The organism is Oenococcus kitaharae (assembly GCF_025758695.1).
Classification (GTDB): domain Bacteria; phylum Bacillota; class Bacilli; order Lactobacillales; family Lactobacillaceae; genus Oenococcus; species Oenococcus kitaharae_A.
Genome location: NZ_JANJQP010000003.1, coordinates 1 through 17,941 on the forward strand (window position 1 = coordinate 1; position 17,941 = coordinate 17,941).

The window sequence follows — 17,941 nt, forward strand, 5'->3', positions numbered from 1 at the left end:
AGACTAGCCAGCTTCTTGTGGGTTCAGTAGGAGTTAGTTCAACACAGCAGCAGTGGCTTTATAGCATCGTTAATGATGCAGTTACAGCAGCAAATACCAATGATTTATATGCTTCGATCATGCTTGCTCAGGCAATTTTAGAGTCTGGTTGGGGAACGAGCGATCTAGCTTTGAGTCCGAACAATAATTTATTTGGCATCAAAGCAAACAAATCACAATTTGCCAACGGGTCTGTCAATCTACCAACAACTGAGTATGATGAAAACGGTCGTCCATATACAATAAATGCTGATTTCAATACCTACTCGAGTATTTTAAATTCATTTAACGACTATGTGGACAAAATGGTACATGGCCTGTCCGGCGAATCAAGCAATCGATATAGTAATGTGGCTCGGAGTATTGCCGGAAGTTACGCACAAGCGGCCATTAATATTCAGCAAGATGGTTACGCGACTGATCCATCTTATTCACATTTGTTGGTGTCGGTCATTGAAAATTACAATTTAAATGTTCTGGATGCTAATTAACTCCTTGCTGATATCTTTATGTTGGTTCGCTTATTTGAGATAATTAACAGAGACAGTCACAACCGCCTAATTGACGGGTATCATTTTTCACAGAAAGAGGTGTGCCATGTTTAAAAGAACGAGCGGAAAAATTATTATTTCGATTCTGGCTGTTATTGTGCTGGTCATAGCGGGATTCCTGCTGACCAGATCTCTAACCATCACGTCCAATCAGGATCAGAAAAAACAGGTCGGGACGTCTTCTTCAAAAAGCAGTCAGTCTCAAACACAATCATCAAGAGAATCCTCAGCTGCTAGCAGCTCATCTGCCTCATCAAGTACATCTTCATCATCTCAGACTCAGCAGATACAATGGCAGTCATTGGATCTTGTCCACCAAATCGCTATTTTGATTCAAGCGGCCTTTCCCAACCAAAACGCTAAACCTAACAATCAATTTGATTTTGCAAGCAATTATTGGGATATGACGGGGTCGATCAACAATGGCGAAATTCATCGTTATGTCCCGAATGCTGACAGCTTTGCGGGCATTTCCGATATTTTATCAGCGAAAATCCGTATCGTCAATAATCAAATTCAGGTGACCAGGCCGATTACGGCGCCTTTCTCTGTCTCGATTGATCAGGCCATGCGTAATTATTATCAGCAGAACGATGCCATAAGCTATACAAATAACCTCTCCGCCCGCGTCGTAACACCAGCCAGATTGGCAGAACTTCAAAGGAAATGATTAACCTCTGATGTTTATTAGCCCTGTTTAGCCATTTTTTGCTATTATAGACAAGGATTTGGCATGATATTTTATTTTCAAATGCCAGTTAGGACAATTTGATGAAAAAATGGATAATTGGATTTTGTTCACTGCTGCTGGCCGCTGTGTTAGTCGTCGTTGGTATCGGCGGTTACGCTTTATGGCGGACTAACGGTGCCATTCAAAAGATGCAGCAGCCGACTAAGACGATTAAAAAAGCCGACCGGGTAGAGACGCTGACTAAAGACAGCAAGCCGATTGCCATTCTGTTATTGGGCACCGATACCGGCGCTTTGGACCGGAACTATAAGGGCCGCACCGATTCCATGATGGTGGCTGTGATCAATCCGCAAAAGCAGCAGACCTTACTGATGAGCCTGCAGCGCGATACGCCGATTTATGTCAATGGCCAGATGGTCAAACTCAATGCGGCCTATGCGTATGGCTCAGCTGATTCCTCGATTCAGCAGGTTGAAAAGCTAACCGGCATCAAATTAAATGGTTATGCTTTGATCAACATGGGCGGCCTAGAGTCCATCGTGAATTCTCTGGGCGGTGTGTCTGTAACCTCGAATCTGACCTTTACCGAATTCGGCCATTCCTTTATTAATGGCACCACCTACAATATGCAAGGTGATCAGCTGTTAGCTTATGTGCGTGAACGCCATTTTGATCTGCCTAACGGCGACTACGGCCGCCAGATGCGCCAGCAACAGGTGATCAAGGCCATCTTAGCTAAAGCCGTTTCTAATCCGACAACCATTTTCAATCAGCGTTTTTTCAATACTGTCTCAGCTAATGTTCTGACGGACATGTCCTTTGGCGGCTTTAAGAACCTGGCTTTGAATTACCGCCATGCGCTCAACAATATTCAATCTGATCAGATGCGCGGGACTGGTGCTATGATCAATGGCCAATCCATGCAGCTTATGAGTCAGGCTGAAAAAGACCGTGTGCATAATGAATTGGGGAATGCCTTACAATGACAGACTATTTGCCTGAATACGATCAATTAAAACAAATGGCTGACGAAGAGCTGGACAGAGCCTATATTCCTTATAGCCATTTTCCAGTGGGTGCGGCGCTATTAACTAGCGATGGCCAGATTTTTCAAGGGTGCAACATTGAAAATGCGGCTTTCGGTTCTACAATGTGTGCTGAACGCACGGCCATTTTTTCAGCCGTTGCGGCTGGGCACCAGAAATTTGAAGCTTTGGTTGTTTCAGGCAAGACAAATGGCGCTATCGCACCTTGTGGAGCTTGTCGCCAAGTGATGGCAGAGTGGTTTGAGAAAGATATGCCGATTTTTTTGACGAACACACACGGAAAGGTTTTGCAGACTGATTTAGCCCATCTATTGCCTGACTCTTTTATCGAGCTGACCTAAGAAACCACCTACAAAACTACTATTAGCTGTTTTGCTTAGCTTGTGAGTCAGGCATTTTATTTTTAATAGCGTCAATTAGTTTGGCACAGGTAATGCTATCCCTGAGCGACATCACCGGGCTCTCATTAATATTGGATTTGATCGCACCTATACTTTCTTGGATTTCACCGTGAAAATCATCATGCTGATAAGGTAGATTAAACTCTTGGTTTTCTTCGATTGTTTGCAATTTGAAGGACTGGGGACGGTGGAAATTCTCAATCGTAATTATTCCCTTACTGCCAGTGAGGACCGCACTAGTTGGTGCATCGCGATCAAAAGCAGCTGTGACTTGGGCTGAAAAGTTATCGCCCAATAGTTGCGCCTGAGCATAAATTTCGATGCCGTTTTCATGCATTTTATAATCCACTTGGCCGATTGTCAGCGGCCCTTTGAAAAAATCTTCGACGAGGCTGATATCATAAATGCCCATGTCCAGTAAGGCACCACCCTGGATCGGCTGATAGTGATAAGTTGCTTGTGATTCTGGAAGGATACGGCAGAAGGCAGCTTGAATGTTAATTAGTTGACCGATTGCACCATCCTGAACCAATTCTTTAATTTTTTGGTAGGCTGGTGTAAAACGGTTTTTCATCGCTTCCATGAAAAAGAGCTGTTTTTCCCGGGCTTTATCAATGATATCTTGGGTCTGTTGTGCATTGATTCCGGCTGGTTTTTCACACAGCACAGCCTTGCCGGCATCCAGTGCTTTTAAGACCCACTCCCGGTGCAGGCCATGCGGCAAAGAAACATAGACGATTTGTACTTGTGGATTGTCTAAAAGTGCCTGGTAATGGTCGTAAATCAGTTCACTAGGATGCTGTTGCTGAAAAGCGCGAGCCTTATCCATGCTGCGAGCGGAAATGGCATAAAGCTCAGCATCCGGAAAATTCGCCAGACTTTGTGCAAAACGGTTGGCGATATGGCCAGCACCAATAATTCCAAATTTAATCATAAGCAACCTCTTTATTAGTAATATTTTTTGCCTGACAACGGGCCGATCTCCAAAATGCCGCGTTTACGTTTTAAATTGATCATATTCTGATTGTATTCACGCGCAAATAGGATTGAGAAGAGTGTATCCAATAAATATTCAAAGCTGATCTGAGACGAAAAGGTGGAAACTTTTAGAAAATCATACTCATCTTGAACAATAACTAGTGCCAAGCTGGCTGTTTCAATTATTTTAGATTTAGGGTTCCCAGTAATGACGATCGTTGGCACTTTTTGATCTGTTAGATAGTTCAGCATGCGCCCGTATTGCCGGACTTTACCACCGTAAGAAATAAAAAGCGCGCAATCTTTGGGTGTCATGTTGGCTGCAGTCCAGTCTTCGTCGGCATATTCTTCGCCGAGAATCAGAAATTTGTTGACTTTGACAAGCTTATTTTGGAAACTGCGTGCCCGAATTTGAGAATCGCCTTCCGCAAATAGAAAAATCCGTTCGGCCTTGGTTAACATATCGACAGCTTGAATTAATTGGTCCTCTGATAATTGGGCATAACTTCTTTTAATCGTATTCACAGTCAAATCAGCTAGTTTTTTGGCAATGATAAGCGGTGAATCAGTGGCCGTAAAGGGAAAATTGGTATCAACGTTTTCCACATTATAGAGGCGCGCCTGGATCGTTTTCAATACGGCGATCCGGAATTCTTTGTAGCCGTCAAAGCCCATTTTTTTGGAAAAACGCACAATGGCCGAATGCGACGTGTAGCTTTGTTTGGCTAATTTCTCGATGCTCATTGATGAAATGTCGGTCAAATTTTCCAAAACAAAATCGGCAATCTTTTTTTCTGTCGCCGTGAGCTTGTCCTGATTTTTCAATCTATCGATTAGCAGCATGATTCACCTTCATTCTTAATTATATTTGTTCACTCGAAAACGCGCCTGTCTTCATAGGCCGAGAAGCTGAACAAAAGGGCCAAAGATAAAGAAAGCGCTTTCATTTATTGGTAATCCTGACCAGCTTGCCAAAACGCTATCAATTCACAAAATCCAGCCCGTACAATAATTTTGGAAGATAACTTTACACCAAATCAAGAAGTTATTTCAGGAGGTTTTATGAAATGCTGACCATTGCTTACATTGGAAACGGGAAAAGCGCAAATCGTTACCACTTGCCTTTTTCTTTGAAGCTGAAAGACAAGATCAAAGTTAAGACGATTTATTCAAGAAAGCCCGACAGCAGTTGGCCAAAAATTGATGGCATTAACTATACGAATGACATTCATGATATTTATGACGATCCGGAGATCCAGCTGGTCGTGATTTCCACACCCAGCAATACGCATTTTTCCTTGGCTAAAGATGTTTTGGAGCATGGCAAGGGCGCGCTGGTCGAAAAACCTTTCACAGAAACTTCGGCTCAGGCCAGAGAACTGTTCAGCTTAGCTAAAGAGAAAGGCTTGTTTGTTCAATGCTACCAGAACCGGCGTTATGATTCGGATTTTTTGACCACACAAAAAGTGATTAAAAGCGGCTTGCTCGGAGATTTGCTGGAAGTCGAAATGAGTTATGACTATTTCCGGCCCGAAGTACCAGAAAGTGTTAAGGAATTTTCTGTCTACAACAGTTACTTATATGGACATGCCTGCCATACTCTGGATCAGGTGATTTCCTTTTTCGGCAAACCGAGGGGCACACATTTTGAGGTTCGCCAGCTGCTGGGCAAGGGGCGTATGAATGATTATTTTGATCTGGATTTGTTCTACGACGGGCCTTTAAAAGTGTCGGTCAAGTCCAGTTATTTCAGGTTGAAAGCACGCCCTAGTTTTGTTGTTTATGGTAAAAAAGGTGTCTTTGTCAAACAGGAAAAAGATCGTCAAGAAGTGGATTTGAAACATTTTTACATGCCTGACCATGCTGACTTCGGGATTGACCGGCCCGAAGATTACGGCACTTTAACCTATCTCGATGATGCCGGCAAGTACCACGAAGAGAAAGTCGAATCTGAAATAGGCGACTACAGCCGAATGTACGCTGCTGTCTATGATGCGATTGTCAATGGCAAAGAAAAACCGGTCAAAGATGAAGAGACAGTGTTACAGCTTGAAATGTTGGAGACGGCGATCAAGCAGATTCAAGAATAGTTTCACGGAATTTTAGAGGTTTTAAAAATGGAAAAATTCATGCAATCTTTTCAAACGAGAATGTCCAAAATTGCCATTAAATTAGATGGAAATCGTTATCTCAGTGCGATTAAAAATGCCTTTATTGCAGCTATGCCCATCTTGATTGTTGGTTCTTTCTTCATTCTTCTGGCTAATTTGCCAATTCCCGCTTATGCCGGTTTTATGCGTGGCATTTTTGGTACTGGCTGGCAGCGCATTTTTAATATCCCTTATAACATTTCAATGAATTTGATGTCCATTTATATTGTTGTGGAAGTCGCTAATGAAATGGCGGGGTCATATCATTTAAATAAAATTAGTGCCATTTTTTCAGCCATGGCCGCATTCTTTGTCGTCACACCTATGTACACTTTTAAAAATGGGACTTTAGGTATCGGTATTCCCATGAACAATCTGAGTGCTTCAGGTCTGTTTGTTGCCATGATCGTATCGATTTTGGCCGTTGAAATACTGCATTTTGTCGATAAACACGGCTGGAAAATCAAGATGCCCGATGCTGTGCCGACAAATGTTTCGGAGTCATTTTCGTCCCTGATCCCATTGGCGCTTGTCGTGATCATTTTCAATCTGGTTAGAATTATTTTTGAGCAGACATCCTTTGGATCGATTCAAAGTTTTATCTTTACCAATTTGCAAACGCCTTTGACAATCTTGGGAAGTTCTTTACCAGCGACTATCTTGGTTCTTTTAATTGAAGGCCTCTTGTGGTCTTTTGGTATTCATGGTGCCAACGTCGTCGGCAGTGTCATGACGCCAATTTGGCTGGCCTTAACAGCTCAAAACGCGGCCGCCTTTGCAGCGGGTAAAGCGATTCCAAATATTGTGAATTATCAATTTTACAATAACTTTATTAAGATTGGCGGCTCTGGTGCAACTTTCGGCTTGTGCTTACTGCTGTTATTCTTTGCTCATTCTAAGCAATTCAAAGCGATTGGCAGACTGGCAATTGGGCCGGAAATCTTCACGATTAATGAACCGATTATCTTTGGCCTGCCAATTGTGCTAAACCCCTTGATGGTGATTCCTTTTATCTTGAACCCTATCATTATGGCTTTGGTCGCTTATATCTCCATGCGTATCGGATTGGTTCCTTTAACTAACGGAGTTAATATTCCTTGGACGACACCGCCGATCATCGCTGGATTCTTGGTCAGCGGCTGGCGTGGTGCAGTTCTGAATATTGTCCAGATTCTAATTTCTGTAGCTGTTTATCTGCCGTTCTTCAAGACGGCTGATAAATTAGCCGTCGATGCCGAGAACAAGAAAGCTGCTGAAGAGGCAGCCAAGCAGGAAGTTGAGGGCGAATTAAAATCAGCCGTCAATTAAGTTATTTCATCTATTAAACGAAAAGGAGAACTTTTATGAAATTAGCAATCTTAGGTGCTGGAAAAATTGTGAAAGATTTTCTCAGCATGGTCGGCCAATTGCCGGAAATTAATCTGCAGGCGATTTTCGGCCGCGAAGCTGATCTGGAAAATATGCAGGCCTTCCAAACGAGTTTCCGGATTCAGAAAATTTATACAGATGTGGACGCCTTGTTAGCAGATCCGGATGTTGACACGATCTATATCGGCCTGCCGAATAACTTGCACTTTGTTTACGCGAAAAAAGCTTTGATCGCTGGCAAACACGTCATACTAGAAAAGCCTTTTGTTCAGACAACAGCTGAATTTCACGAATTAAAACAGTTAGCTGTGAAGCGTCATCTGCATTTATATGAGGCGATCAGCAACCAGTATCTGGCCAACTTCCAGACACTGCAGGATTGGCTGCCTAAATTAGGCCCGATTCATTTAGCCGTTTTGAATTATTCACAATACTCTTCCCGTTACGATCAATTCAAAGCTGGTACGATTCTGCCAGCTTTCGATGTTAACCGCGGTGGTGGTGCCTTGCAGGATTTGAATGTTTACAATATTCATCTGGCTGTCGGATTATTTGGGCAGCCTCGGGCCATTCATTATGCGCCGAACATTGTGAATGGTGTTGATACCTCGGGTGTACTGTCCCTGTCCTATCCGGATCTCACTGTTGCTGCGATTGCAGGTAAGGATGTTTATTCATTGTTGCAAGGCGACAGTAGTGTGATCGAGGGCGAAAAAGGTTTCATTCGCGTCCAAAGCCCGACTAACCAATTAGCAGCGTTGTCCCTGCACACGGATGACGAAGATTTGACAACGGTGCCAGTCGGTCAGCATCGTATGTATGACGAATTTAAGACCTTTAACCAGGCGATTGCTGATGATGATTGGGATTTGATGCTGAAAATGCTTGATCACAGTTATCAGGTCATGCGTATTTTGGAACAGGCGCGTACACAAATTGGGCCAAACCTGCATATATCAGCTATTTAATAAAAATTAATTTCATGTTCTTGCATTTTTGTCAAAAGCGTGTATAGTAAATATCAAGTTAATTATGACGCACTTACAGGCGACAAGTTCATTCCATTCTTTTAATATCGTTCGACGATAAAACAGTTTTCTGACACTTTTTTTCTTGTGTAAGTTAACTGTTTTTTTGTACTCAAATTTAGGAGAATCTCATGAATATGACTGTTGCTTTGGTCGGCGTAACGGGTTATGCAGGCAGCGTACTGTATCAATTACTGCAAAATCACCCCAATGTCGATAAAATTTTACTCTTTGGCAAGACTAACGCTGGAAAACACCTTTCTGACTTAATTGCTGGGCTTGTCCAATTCCACCAAGCTGACCCTGTGATCTCAGTTTTTGATGCTGATGTGATTATGGCAAAAACAGATCTCGTCTTTTTTGCTACGCCAGCCGGTGTCACAAAAGACATCGCGCTGCCTTTCATCCAAGCTGGCTTTCCAGTGATTGATTTGTCTGGTGATTTTCGTCTTCACGCTGCTGCTGCTTACGAAAAGTGGTATCACAAGCCCGCTGCCGATCATGATTATCTGGCTAAAGCCAGTTACGGCCTTGTGGAAACGCATCAGCATCCAGCTCATTACATCGCCAATCCTGGTTGTTATGCAACGGCTGTGCTTTTAGGGCTGATACCGCTAGTCAAAGAGCATTTGATTGATCTGTCATCGATCATTGTCGATGCCAAGTCTGGTGTTTCTGGTGCTGGTAAAAGTCCCAGTGCGTCTAATCATTTTGTATCAGTCAACGATAATCTCAGCCTCTATAAAGTTAATCAGCATCAGCACATTCCAGAAATTATGCAGGAATTGCAGCTGTTTGACCCGCATTTAAACGCCATTCAGATGACGACGACGCTGCTGCCGATCACGCGTGGTATTATGGCCAGCATCTACGTCAAGATTCCTGATGGGGTTGGAGATGATAAGGCACAGATCACAGAGAAAATTAGTCAGGCTTTTGAAAACAGTTATCAGGATGATCCTTTCATTAAATTGTGCGGCCCGGCATTTCCTTCTATCAAAGATGTTGTCGGAAGCAACCTGACTGCAATCGGCTGGCAGTACAATCCAGTGACAAAAACCTTATTCGTCGTGAGTGTTATCGATAATTTGTTAAAAGGTGCAGCCGGACAAGCTGTACAGAATTTGAATCAGCTGTTTGGATTTGATCCGTTGGCCGGCTTGCCGCTGATGCCAGCACTTGTATAGGAGAGTAGGAGAGAAAATGGAAATTTTGGATAAATTAATTTGGCCCAAAGGTTTTTCAAGCGATGGGCTGCATGCGAATTTACGGCATAATCCTGATAAACCAGATTTAGGCTGGATCGTCTCGGATGTTGCCGCCGATGCTGCTGGCGTTTTCACATTAAATCAGTTCCCAGCAGCACCAGTCGTCCTGACGCAAGCGACAGTTAAAAAATCCCAGAAGCTGCAGGCTGTGATCGTCAATTCAGCTAATGCCAATTCATTTACAGGACAGCAAGGATATGAAAACGCCCTAAGCGAGCAGGAAATTGTCGCCAAGAAACTAGGAATTGAACCGGATCTGGTCGCTGTCTCTTCGACAGGCATTATTGGTGAACAACTGCCGATGGCAAAAATGATGACCGGGATTGCCCAACTTCAAAAAAGTCAGAGTACCCAGATTGCCCAAGCCATTATGACGACTGATACAAAGGAAAAAGTGGCGGCATTACAGTTTGGCAAGGCCACGATGACTGGTATGGCGAAAGGCTCCGGCATGATTCATCCCAATATGGGAACGATGCTTTCCTTTATCTGTACGGATGCCAGTATTGATGGCCAGCTGCTGCAAAGACTGTTGCGGGAACTGACAGAAATCACTTTCAATCAGATCACGATTGATGGCGATACTTCGACAAACGATATGCTGCTCGTGCTGGCGAATGGTCAAAGCCAGGAAGCTGAAATTTTGGCCGGCAGCCCTGAATACGATGAATTTAAAGAAGCCCTGTATCTGTTGATGAAGGATCTGGCAATCAAAATTGCCGAAGATGGTGAAGGCGCTTCAAAACTCGTGACAGCTAATGTCAGCGGTAGTGGTGATAATTTGCAGGCCCGTATGATTGCTAAAAAAATTGTCGGTTCGAATTTGGTTAAAGCGGCGGCGTTTGGTGAAGATCCTAATTGGGGCCGTGTGATTGATGCGATTGGTAACGCGGGTGTGGATTTGCAAGCTGGTCAGATTGCCTTGGCCATTAATCAAGTGCTAGTTATTGATCAAGGTGAGATTGTTGCAGAGAATCTACCGGCCTTAGAAGCAGCCGTGAAAAGCAAGAAAATTGTTTTCGATGTATCGGCAGGCCGAGGGCTAGGAAAAGGCCAGGCTTGGGGATCAGATCTGACTTACGATTACGTGAAAATTAACGCCATGTACAGGACATAAGGAGAAAAAATGACACATTTATTTCATACATACAGTAGATTTCCAATTGAATTGGTCGATGGCCACGATTTTCATCTGACTGATAAACAAGGCAAAGAATATGTAGATTTGGCCAGTGGTATTGGCGTGATGAGTTTCGGCTATCATAATCCGGCGATTGTGGATGCCGTTGACAAGCAGCTGCATAAAATGTGGCATGTTTCAAATCTCTATGAAAGCAGCCTTCAAGAAGAAGTGGCTGGTAAACTGACACAGCTTGCCGGCTCTGATTATTTAGCCTTTTTTGCTAATTCCGGGACTGAGGCCAATGAAGCTGCTTTGAAACTGGCGCATAAATTCACAGGACGGAAAAAGGTCATGACCTTTACGGATTCTTTTCATGGCCGGACTTACGGTTCGTTGGCGGTAACCGACTACCCCGGCATTAAGAGCGGCTTTTTCGTTGATCAGACTAGTGTTGTGGTGGCACCTTATAACGATCCCTTCGCGCTGCACCTACTGGATGATTCTTTTGCGGCTGTGATTGTCGAGATGATTCAAGGTGAAGGCGGCGTCAACATGATTGATCCTGATTGGCTAAAACAGCTGGCCGCCCAAGCTAAGGCCTGTGGTGCTTTACTGATTGTCGATGAAGTCCAGACCGGTATTGGCCGTACCGGATCTGCCTTTGCGTTTCAGCATTATGGTCTGGAGCCTGACATTATTACCAGTGCTAAAGCTTTGGGAGCCGGTATTCCGATCGGCGCCATGATGGGCAAAAAAGTCTTGGGTTCGGCTTTCACGCCGGGATCTCATGGGACCACTTTTGGTGGTAACTTACTGGCAATGGCTAGTGCCAATGCTGTTTTGTCTCAATTAACTGATAGCTTTTTAAAAGATGTTTCGCAAAAAGGCAGCTTTGTTTTCTCACTATTAAAAGAGAAGCTGCAGGATCTTCCGCAAGTCCAGGATATTCGCGGACAGGGCCTGATGATCGGCATTCAACTAGCCGATTCATTGCTAGTCACATCTGTGATCAGTGATTTGCAGGCGGCGGGTTATTTGACACTCTCTTCCAAACACAATACATTGCGTCTGCTGCCGCCTTTGATTATTGATGAAGCACATCTGGCTGCTGCCGTGGATACAATTGCATCTGTGATTAAAAAACAAAGCGAGGTAACAGCATGACAATGAATATTTTTAAGGGACGTTCCTTTCTCAAAGAAGCCGACTTTACACCTGATGAATTTTATACGCTGATTAAATTGGCCGAGTATTTCAAGGAATTAAAAGAAAAACATATTCAGCATGATTATCTGGCTGACAAAAATATCGCTTTGCTGTTTGAAAAGACTAGTACTCGGACGCGTTCTTCTTTTACGGTCGGCGCGCAGGATTTAGGTGCGAATGCCGAATTCCTCGGGGCACATGATATTCAGTTTGGCAAAAAAGAATCTTTGGCCGATACGGCGAAGGTGCTGGGAAGTATGTTCGATGGGATTGAATACCGTGGCTTTGAACAAAAAAATGTCGAGGATCTAGCCCTTTATTCTAAAGTACCGGTCTGGAATGGCCTGACAAACGACTGGCATCCAACTCAGATGCTGGCTGATTTTATGACAATTGATGAATTATTCGCCCACATCAAAGGGATTAAATTAGCTTATTTAGGAGATGCACGCAATAATGTCGCTCGTTCACTCCTGTTAGCAGGATCGATGCTGGGTGCTGAAATTCATCTGGTCGGCCCGAAGAGCCTGCAGCCGGATGCAGAGGTGATTAATCTAGCCAGTCAATATTCGGACAACTTTCTTATCAGTGATGATCTGGATAAAGCAGTCGACGGTGTCGATGTGCTCTACACGGATGTCTGGGCCTCGATGGGCGAAGAGGATTTGTGGGAATCTCGGATTAAGCTGCTGCAGCCTTATCAGCTTAATGCGAAGACAGTTGCTAAAACGCATAACCCCAACACAGTCGTACTGCACGATCTGCCAGCTTTTCACGACCTGAATACAACAATGGGGCAGGAAATTTTTAAAAAATTCGGCCTCAAAGAGATGGAAATTACGGATGAGGTTTTCAACGCACCATATGCCCATCAGTTCCAGCAGGCAGCCAATCGGATGCACACGATTAAAGCTGTCATGGCCGCGACCTTAGGCGACTTATTTATTCCAAGGGCTTTAGAGTTATGAAACGGTATCTTGTTTTAGCAAACGGCTCTATTTACAGCGGTGAGGCTTTTGGTGCTGATGTCTCCGCCAGTGGTGAACTAGTCTTCAACACTGGCATGACCGGTTATCAAGAGACGTTGACCGATCCATCTTACCAAGGGCAGCTGATTGTTTTCAGTTATCCTTTGATCGGCAATTACGGTATTAACGTTGCTGACAATCAAAGCGGCAAAGCGCAGGCTGCCGCTGTGATTGTGCATGAAGCGGCAGTCACGCCCAGTCATTGGCGCAGTCAAATGTCTTTGGATGCTTGGGCAAAATCCGAACAACTGCCTGGCTTATCAGGCATCGACACACGGAAACTAGTCAAAGAATTGCGCGACCAAGGTGTCATGGCGGCCAGCTTGGTGGATGAAGTAAGCGACAAAACGATTGCAAGCTTGCAGTCAGGCATGCATGTTTTGCCGTCTTTGTTAGCACTCGCAGTGCATAAACATATAGCCGCAAAAGGGGATGGCCCGCTGATTGCTGTGATGGATTTCGGGATTAAAGAATCCATTATTCAGGCTTTGGCAGCACGTAACTGTTCTGTGATTGTGTTTCCGGGAAGAACAACCGCTCAAACAGTTCTCGCCATTCATCCGGACGGCATTCTACTTTCTAACGGACCTGGCGACCCCGAACATTGGCTTGATGTCCTGCCTGAAATTCGCCAGTTGCAGCAGGCTAAACCATTATTAGGTATTTGCCTGGGACATCAGCTGTTTGCTATGGCTAACGGCGCGACAACTTTCAAAATGAAATTTGGTCATCGTGGTTTTAACCATGCTGTCAAAAGTGACGATGGCAAGGCTTTTTTCACGGCACAGAATCATGGTTTTGCAGTTGACATAGCTTCGATTCCAGGCACAAAACTGCAAGTCACATACCGAGAAATTAATGACGGGACGATTGAAGGGCTTCAGTCCACTCAGGACGCGGCCTTTTCAGTCCAGTTTCATCCAGACGCTGCACCTGGCCCGCATGATGGCCAGGCAATTTTCGATCAGTTCCTGCAGCTGATCGGTCAAACCAAACAACAACTCACATAAAAAGGAGGACACATGTCACAAATCCAAACGTTTAAGAAAATTCTCGTGATTGGTTCTGGCCCGATTATCATTGGCCAGGCAGCTGAATTCGATTATTCCGGCACACAAGCGAGTCTGGCCTTAAAAGAGTCTGGTTATGAAGTCGTGTTGATTAATTCTAATCCGGCCACGATCATGACAGATCCTAAGACGGCCGATCATGTTTACATCGAACCACTGACTTTGCCGGCTGTGAAGGCTGTTATTCATAAAGAAATGCCGCAGGCCATTTTAGCGACTTTGGGTGGCCAGACAGCTTTGAATCTGGCCAAGGAGCTAGCTGAAGACGGTATTTTAAATGAGCTGGGTATTGAGCTGCTTGGGACAAAATTAGACGCGATTGAGCAGGCTGAGGATCGAGAGAAGTTCAAAAACTTAATGGCACAGTTGGGCGAACCGACACCGCCTTCACAGATCGCGAGAAATTTGTCTCAGGCATTGGCTTTTGCTGATAAACAAGGTTATCCCTTAATCATCCGGCCAGCCTATACGCTAGGCGGCAGCGGTGGTGGGATTGCCAATAACGAAACTGAATTGCGGCAGATTGCCGCTCATGGTTTGGCCAAATCGCCTGTCACAGAGATTCTCGTTGAAGCCTCCATTAGCGGTTATAAGGAGATCGAATTTGAAGTCTTGCGTGATGCTGATGATCAGTGTTTGGTTGTTGCGTCCATGGAAAATTTTGATCCGGTCGGCATCCACACAGGTGATTCGATTGTCTTTTCTCCAGTGCAGACGCTGTCGGATCACGATTATCAGTCTCTGCGTGATGCAGCTTTTAAAATTATCCGGGCGCTGAAAATTCAGGGTGGTGCCAACGTTCAGCTGGCTTTGGATCCGCATAGCCAGTCTTATGACATCATTGAAGTGAATCCGCGTGTTTCCCGGTCGTCAGCTTTGGCCTCTAAAGCGACCGGTTATCCGATCGCGAAATTGGCTGCCAAACTGGCAGTCGGCTGCACTTTGGACCAACTGCTTAATCCGGTTACCGGTCAGACCAAGGCGGCTTTTGAACCAGCGCTTGATTATGTCGTAGCTAAAATTCCACGCTGGCCCTTTGATAAATTCACGACGGCCGATCGGCAATTAGGCACACAAATGAAGGCCACCGGTGAAGTGATGGCCATTGGCCGCAATATCGAAACGGCTTTAATGAAAGCGATACGGTCGCTGGAAATTGGTGCTTTAGCTTTGGATGATGTGCTTTTTCCCCATCAGACAAGTAACCAGTTATTAGCACAACTCTTACCGGCAAGTGACCAGCGTTTATTCCAATTGGCCGAATTATTGCGCCGTGGTGTTGATGAAAAAACACTGCATGACAAGACCGGTATCGACAGCTTTTTCATCGAAAAAATTGCCCATTTGGTGCAGCTGGAGCAAACATTAAAGTCTCATCCTTTTGATGCAGATCTGTTAAAAAAAGCTAAAGAAACGGGTTTCCCTGACGCTGCGATTGCCCGTTATTGGCAGTCATCGGCTGAAAAAATTCGTCAATTCCGGATTGGCCTAGATCTGCTGCCTACTTATAAGATGGTCGATACAGCAGCCGGCGAGTTCCAGGCACAGACGCCTTATTATTATGCAGTTTACGAACAGGAAAACGAATCTAACCCCCTCGGCAATAGCGTTGTCGTCTTAGGTTCCGGCCCGATCCGTATTGGCCAAGGTGTCGAATTTGATTATGCGACCGTTCAAGCTGTGCAGGCCATTCAAGCGGCTGGCTATAAAGCGATTGTGATCAATTCTAATCCAGAGACCGTTTCGACTGATTTTTCGATGTCTGACAAACTTTATTTCGAGCCTGTGACTTTAGAGGACGTCTTAAATGTCGTCGACCTAGAAAAACCGCTTGGCGTGATCGTCCAATTCGGTGGTCAGACTGCGATTAATTTAGCCGCACCTTTACAAAATGCTGGCGTGAAATTGTTGGGCAGCAGTCTGCAAACTATTCAGCAGGCTGAAGATCGAAAGGCCTTTTCCAAACTGGTCATGGATTTAAAACTGGCTGAACCGACTGGGCAGACTGTCTATAGTGCCCAACAAGCGCAAGCGGCCGCTGAGCAAATTGGTTATCCGGTGCTGCTGCGTCCTTCTTATGTCTTGGGCGGCAGTGCCATGATTATTGCCCACGATGATCAGGAACTGGTCGATTATTTGTCAACGGCTGTTCTATCCCTGCAGCACCCGTTGCTGATTGACGCTTATCTAGTCGGCCGTGAGGCAGAAGTTGACGTCTTAAGCGACGGCGAAACGGCTGTCGTGCCCGGCATTATGGAACAAGTCGAAGGTGCTGGCGTCCATTCTGGCGATTCGATATCACTCTATCCTTGCCAGAGTTTCAGTCCGGCTGTGCAAGCACAAATGCTGCAAGCAGCTATCAAATTGGCTCACGGGCTGGAGACGGTTGGCCTCATGAATGTCCAATTCGTTGTAAAAAAGGAAAAAGTCTATATCATCGAAGCTAATCCGAGAGCGTCTCGGACCGTGCCTTTTATCTCAAAAGCGACCGCAACTCCTCTGGCTGATTTGGCGACTCAAGTCATTTTGGGCCGGAAATTGAAAGACCTTGGTTTTCACACGGGATTACTGCCAGTCGGGCCCTTAGTCTACGCCAAAGCACCTGTCTTTTCTTTTAGTAAACTGCCGGGTGTCGATGCCTTATTGGGACCAGAGATGAAGTCCACGGGTGAAGTCATGGGCGTGGCCGATACTGTGAACGGCGCATTAGACAAAGCTTTTGTGGCTGCGGGATATCCATTGCTAACTCATGGCTCAGTCTTATTAGTCGGTCAGACATTAAATCAGGACTTTTTGTCTCTAGCTGAAGACTTGGCACAATTAGGCTTGGCAGTCTGGGCCGATGCCAAAAGCTGTGAGTTTTTGCAGGCACATCATTTGTCAGTCGAACACTGGGATAACACGAAAAACAGTCTGTCAGCTTGTGGGATTAAACTGCTGTTAAGCTCGAAATCTCAATCCACCGCCATGAAAGATCTGCGCCGCCAAGCAGTTGAACAAGCCGCGATTGTTATGACCTCATTTAAAACGGCGCAAGCCTATGTCTCTGTTTTAAAAACTCAGCAGCCACAGCCTAATGAGATGGTTGTTTACGAACAAGCAGCTGATAGAGAGGCGGTCGCACATGAGTGATTTAGTCGATCAAGCCTCGCAAAAACAGGCTGCGTTATTATTAGAAGCGCTGCCTTATATGCAGAAATATGCTGGCCGGACGATTGTCGTGAAATACGGCGGGAATGCAATGACGGACGACCAGCTGAAATTGTCGGTCATGCGCGACCTGTGTCTACTGCAGACTGTCGGCATCAAAATTGTACTTGTCCACGGCGGCGGCCCAGCGATTAATCGCGCTATGGAACAAGCCAACAGGGAAACGCATTTTATTGACGGCTTGAGATACACAGATGAAACGGATTTGCAGCTGATTAATGCGGTTCTATCTGGTGAAGTGAACAAAAGCCTGGTGGCCGGCCTGATTAAATCTGGTGCCAAGGCTGTTGGCTTTTCTGGCGTCGACGGCAGTTTGATTCAAGCCAAACAGCGTTCGGCTAAATTAGGTTATGTCGGGGATGTCATGAACATCAATCCTGATCTGCTGACTCTGGCTTTGGAACAGGGCTACATGCCTGTGATTGCTAGTATTGGTGTCGACAGCGAGGGTCAGCTATACAATATCAATGCTGATACGGCAGCTGCTGAAATCGCCGCTGCACTAGGAGCTGAATCCTTTGTTTTAATGACCAACGTCCGCGGCATTTTACAAGATCCAGCGGATCCAGATTCTTTGTATCGCGATCTCACAGTGACACAATTACAGGAATTAATCGCTTCGGAAACAATCCAAGGTGGTATGATTCCCAAGCTGGAAGCAATTATCCAAGCCATGCAGGCTGGTTTGCACAAAGCAGTGATTTTGGATGGCCGTGTGCCGCATGCGCTCTTGCTGGAACTTTTTTCTGATCGCGGTTATGGCAGCTTGATTAGTGATTAATGG

Annotated in this window: 16 protein-coding genes; 14 read left to right on the forward strand and 2 right to left on the reverse strand. The window is 45.1% G+C overall.

Annotated elements, in window-relative coordinates; genetic code table 11:
* From NRF22_RS06235 to cdd, 4 genes are all read left to right on the forward strand, one after another.
* On the forward strand, positions 1-530 hold a 530-nt coding region (locus tag NRF22_RS06235), incomplete at its 5' end, for a glycoside hydrolase family 73 protein (RefSeq protein ID WP_263779730.1).
* Positions 531-636: 106 nt separating this feature from the next.
* A complete protein-coding gene (locus NRF22_RS06240) occupies positions 637-1,260 on the forward strand; it encodes an RNA polymerase (RefSeq protein WP_263779731.1) in 624 nt (207 codons plus the stop codon).
* Between the two features lie 101 nt (positions 1,261-1,361).
* Positions 1,362-2,267: an LCP family protein gene (locus NRF22_RS06245; protein ID WP_263779732.1), complete on the forward strand. Its 906-nt coding sequence runs from the start codon at positions 1,362-1,364 to the stop codon at positions 2,265-2,267.
* Positions 2,264-2,668: a cytidine deaminase gene (gene cdd / locus NRF22_RS06250; protein ID WP_007745213.1), complete on the forward strand. Its 405-nt coding sequence runs from the start codon at positions 2,264-2,266 to the stop codon at positions 2,666-2,668. The genes NRF22_RS06245 and cdd overlap by 4 nt, the downstream gene beginning before the upstream one ends.
* Before the next feature lie 22 nt (positions 2,669-2,690).
* Here the strand turns inward: cdd and NRF22_RS06255 are convergent, their stop codons facing one another.
* Together NRF22_RS06255 and NRF22_RS06260 are read right to left on the reverse strand one after the other, a co-directional pair.
* Complete coding sequence (locus NRF22_RS06255; RefSeq protein ID WP_007745214.1) at positions 2,691-3,662, reverse strand: Gfo/Idh/MocA family protein; 972 nt, start codon at positions 3,660-3,662, stop codon at positions 2,691-2,693.
* A gap of 14 nt (positions 3,663-3,676) precedes the next feature.
* Positions 3,677-4,549, reverse strand: a complete 873-nt coding sequence (locus tag NRF22_RS06260; RefSeq protein WP_263779733.1) for a MurR/RpiR family transcriptional regulator — start codon at positions 4,547-4,549, stop codon at positions 3,677-3,679.
* A gap of 224 nt (positions 4,550-4,773) precedes the next feature.
* Here NRF22_RS06260 and NRF22_RS06265 point away from each other — a divergent pair, with 224 nt between their 5' ends.
* From NRF22_RS06265 to argB, 10 genes are all read left to right on the forward strand, one after another.
* Entirely contained in the window at positions 4,774-5,796 is a 1,023-nt protein-coding gene (locus NRF22_RS06265) for a Gfo/Idh/MocA family oxidoreductase (protein ID WP_007745221.1), read from the forward strand.
* Between the two features lie 27 nt (positions 5,797-5,823).
* Positions 5,824-7,164 carry a PTS sugar transporter subunit IIC gene (locus tag NRF22_RS06270; RefSeq protein ID WP_263779734.1) on the forward strand — a complete coding sequence of 447 codons (1,341 nt, stop codon included), beginning with the start codon at positions 5,824-5,826 and terminating at the stop codon, positions 7,162-7,164.
* A 35-nt stretch (positions 7,165-7,199) separates the two neighbouring features.
* Positions 7,200-8,192, forward strand: coding sequence for a Gfo/Idh/MocA family protein (locus NRF22_RS06275; RefSeq protein ID WP_263779735.1), 993 nt, complete (start codon positions 7,200-7,202; stop codon positions 8,190-8,192).
* A 197-nt stretch (positions 8,193-8,389) separates the two neighbouring features.
* On the forward strand, positions 8,390-9,439 hold the full coding sequence (gene argC / locus NRF22_RS06280; protein WP_263780044.1) for an N-acetyl-gamma-glutamyl-phosphate reductase: 1,050 nt from the start codon (positions 8,390-8,392) through the stop codon (positions 9,437-9,439).
* Between the two features lie 16 nt (positions 9,440-9,455).
* On the forward strand, positions 9,456-10,637 hold the full coding sequence (gene argJ, locus NRF22_RS06285) for a bifunctional glutamate N-acetyltransferase/amino-acid acetyltransferase ArgJ (RefSeq protein ID WP_263779736.1): 1,182 nt from the start codon (positions 9,456-9,458) through the stop codon (positions 10,635-10,637).
* A gap of 9 nt (positions 10,638-10,646) precedes the next feature.
* Positions 10,647-11,807 carry an acetylornithine transaminase gene (locus NRF22_RS06290; protein ID WP_263779737.1) on the forward strand — a complete coding sequence of 387 codons (1,161 nt, stop codon included), beginning with the start codon at positions 10,647-10,649 and terminating at the stop codon, positions 11,805-11,807.
* Positions 11,804-12,817: an ornithine carbamoyltransferase gene (argF, locus tag NRF22_RS06295; RefSeq protein WP_412178721.1), complete on the forward strand. Its 1,014-nt coding sequence runs from the start codon at positions 11,804-11,806 to the stop codon at positions 12,815-12,817. The genes NRF22_RS06290 and argF overlap by 4 nt, the downstream gene beginning before the upstream one ends.
* Complete coding sequence (locus tag NRF22_RS06300; RefSeq protein ID WP_263779738.1) at positions 12,814-13,887, forward strand: carbamoyl phosphate synthase small subunit; 1,074 nt, start codon at positions 12,814-12,816, stop codon at positions 13,885-13,887. The genes argF and NRF22_RS06300 overlap by 4 nt, the downstream gene beginning before the upstream one ends.
* 12 nt (positions 13,888-13,899) lie before the next feature.
* Entirely contained in the window at positions 13,900-17,079 is a 3,180-nt protein-coding gene (carB, locus tag NRF22_RS06305) for a carbamoyl-phosphate synthase large subunit (protein WP_263779740.1), read from the forward strand.
* Positions 17,072-17,938, forward strand: coding sequence for an acetylglutamate kinase (gene argB / locus NRF22_RS06310; RefSeq protein WP_263779742.1), 867 nt, complete (start codon positions 17,072-17,074; stop codon positions 17,936-17,938). Before carB ends, argB begins: the two co-directional genes overlap by 8 nt.
* Positions 17,939-17,941: the final 3 nt, after the last annotated feature.